A 2,747-nucleotide genomic window follows, 5' to 3' on the forward strand; every position below is an offset into this window, starting at 1 on the left:
GGGCGGGCGGGTGCCGCCGATGGAGACCGTCGGCGCGCTCATCTCCCAGCTGCACTCCGTCGAGGTGCCCCGGCGCGAACTGCTCGAACTGCGCCCGCTGACCTCGCGGGTGCAGTTCATCTTCGACCTGTGGAACCGCGAGCGCGCCGAGGGGCCCGCCGCCGAGGTGGTGTCCGCGTCCGCCATGCACCAGGGCTTCTGCCGGGCCCGCGACCTGGCCAACGGCACGGTGGACGTCGTGCCCGTCCACGGCGACCTGCACCCGGGCAACGTCATCGACGGCGGCCGGCGCGGCCTGGTGGCCGTCGACCCGCGCGCCTGCCTGGGGGACGCGGCGGTCGACGCCGTGGACTGGGCCCTGTGGAAGGCCACCAGCCTGCCCGAGGTGGTGCAGCGCGTGGACGTGCTCTCCCGCGTCCTGGGCGTGGACGGCGACCGGTTGATGGCGTGGGCGCGCGCGTTCGCGCCCTGCCTGGCGGTGGCCAAGGCCAACCGCGGCCACGGCGGCACCGACGAGTTCGACATGCTCGTCGAACTCTCGGAGGGGGAGGCCTTCGTCCTGTGACGCGTGCCGGGCGGCCCCGGCGGCCGACCGCCCCGGCACGCGCCGACGGGTTCAGTCCCCGGGCTGGGCCGAGCCCGCCCTCTCGAAGCGGTAGCCCCGGCCCGCCTCCGTGATCAGGTAGCGCGGGCACGCCGGGTCGGGCTCCAGCTTGCGGCGCAACTGCGCCATGTACACCCGCAGGTAGTTGGTCTCGCTCTGGTAGGCCGGGCCCCACACGTCGTGCAGCAGCTGGCGCTGGCTGACCAGCTGGCCCGCGTGCCGGGCCAGGATCTCCAGGATGTGCCACTCCGTCGGGGTGAGCCGGACCTCCTCGCCCTCCCGCAGCACCCGCTTGGCGCCCAGGTCCACGGTGAAGGAGGGCGTGCGCACCACCGGGGCCTCGTCCACGCGCACCGACCGCCGCTCCGCCGCGCGCATGCGCGCCAGCAGCTCGTCCATCCCGAACGGCTTGGTGACGTAGTCGTCGGCGCCCGAGTCCAGGCAGCGCACCTTCTCCCCGGCCGAGTGCCGCGCCGACAGCACGATGATCGGCACCTGAGACCACCCGCGCAGCCGCTGTATGACCTCCATGCCCTCCATGTCGGGCAGCCCCAGGTCGAGCAGGACCACGTCGGGGTGGTTGTCCGCGGCCAGCCGCAGAGCGGACGCCCCGTCGGCCGCGGTGTCCACGTCGTGCCCGCGCGCCCTCAGGTTGATCCGCATGGCCCGAATGATCTGCATGTCGTCGTCAACGACCAGGACCCGCATCGGTCCCCTCCCCGTCTCCGGTGTCCGTCTCGCTCTTCTCCACAGCACGGAGCGTGAACACCATGGTCAGACCGCCGCCGGGCGTGTCCTCGGGGTCGAGCCTGCCGTGCATCGCCTCAACGAAACCACGCGCGACCGCCAGACCCAGACCCACCCCCGTGCCCTGGGGGGCGTCGCCCAGGCGCTGGAAGGCCTCGAACATGCGCTGTTTGCCCTCGTCTGAGACCCCCGGCCCGCGGTCCACCACGCGCAGCTGCACGCTGTCGCCGTGCGCGCTCGCCGAGACCAGCACCGGCAGGCGCGGGTCCGGGTTGTACCGGACCGCGTTGGAGACCACGTTGGCCACCGCCCGCTCCAGCAGCCCGGCGTCGGCGCGGACGCGGGGCAGGCGGTCGGGCACGTCCACCACGACCGCCTCGTGCGGCAGGCCCAGCAGGGTGACGGGCACGACCTCCTCCAGTCCCACCGCGCGGAGTTTGGGGCGCACGTTGTCGGTGTGCACCCGGCTCATGTCCAGCAGGTTGTCGATCAGCCGGTTGAGCCGGTCGGTGGACTCCTCCACCGTCTCCAGCAGGTCCTCGCGGTCCTCCTCGGTGAGGGTGATGTCGGTGGCGCGCAGGCTCGACAGGCTCGCCTTGATCGAGGTCAGCGGGGTGCGCAGGTCGTGCGAGACCGCGGCCAGCAGAGCCGTGCGGATGCGGTTGCCCGCCACCTGGCCGCGCGCCTCGGCCGCGTCCCACTCCAGCCTCTGGTGCTCCAGGGCGATGCCGATGTGCGCGGCGAAGGCCCGCAGCACGCCCCGGTCGGCGGCGGGCAGCACCCGGCCGCGCAGCGCCAGCGCCAGGTTGTCGGAGATCGAGACCAGGACGTCGGCCTCCTCGGGGGACTCGCACGCCGGGGCGCCCACGCTGTGAGCCGCGCGCCAGCGCTCGTCGTCCAGCCGCTCCAGCAGGGTCGCCGACCGCTGCCCGAAGGTCTCCCGGATCCGCCGCAGCAGGGCCTGGAGGGGCTCCTTGCCCGCCAGGACGCTGCTGGCCAGCAGCGTCACCGCGTCGGCCTCGGCCCGGGCGCGCGCGGCCTGCGCCGACCGGCGCGCCGCCATCTCCACCACGATCGCCACCAGCGCCCCCACCAGGGCGAACGCGGTCAGCGCCAGTATGTTGTCCAGCGATACCGAGGGCCGACCGTGCAGCGGGGACAGCAGCACGGTGAGCAGCACCGCGCTCCACAGCGCCGACACCAGGGCGGGGCGCAGGCCGCCCACCGCCGCGGTGGCCACGGTGGCCAGCAGCAGGAGCATCGCGTCCGAGGCGGCGCCCACGTCCTCGAACAGGGGCAGCGCCATCACCAGCGACAGCAGGGTGGGCGCCAGCAGCGCCAGCGACCAGCCGGTCACCCGGCGGTGCTCGCCCAGTCCCCGGCCGGGCGGCGGGGG

3 protein-coding genes are annotated in these 2,747 nt (G+C 74.3%); 1 reads left to right on the forward strand and 2 read right to left on the reverse strand.

Annotated elements, in window-relative coordinates; translation table 11 throughout:
• Positions 1 to 565: aminoglycoside phosphotransferase family protein (locus DQW06_RS14545; protein ID WP_157983443.1), on the forward strand; the 565-nt coding region annotated here is incomplete at its 5' end.
• A 51-nt stretch (positions 566 to 616) separates the two neighbouring features.
• Here the strand turns inward: DQW06_RS14545 and DQW06_RS14550 are convergent.
• Both DQW06_RS14550 and DQW06_RS14555 read right to left on the reverse strand, forming a co-directional pair.
• On the reverse strand, positions 617 to 1,312 hold the full coding sequence (locus DQW06_RS14550; RefSeq protein WP_013151355.1) for a response regulator: 696 nt from the start codon (positions 1,310 to 1,312) through the stop codon (positions 617 to 619).
• Positions 1,293 to 2,747 (reverse strand): ATP-binding protein (locus tag DQW06_RS14555; RefSeq protein WP_117198654.1); only part of this gene is annotated, 1,455 nt, incomplete at its 5' end. The genes DQW06_RS14550 and DQW06_RS14555, both read right to left, overlap by 20 nt.

It is taken from the genome of Nocardiopsis sp. TNDT3 (assembly GCF_003427465.1).
Taxonomy (GTDB): Bacteria; Actinomycetota; Actinomycetes; order Streptosporangiales; family Streptosporangiaceae; genus Nocardiopsis; species Nocardiopsis dassonvillei.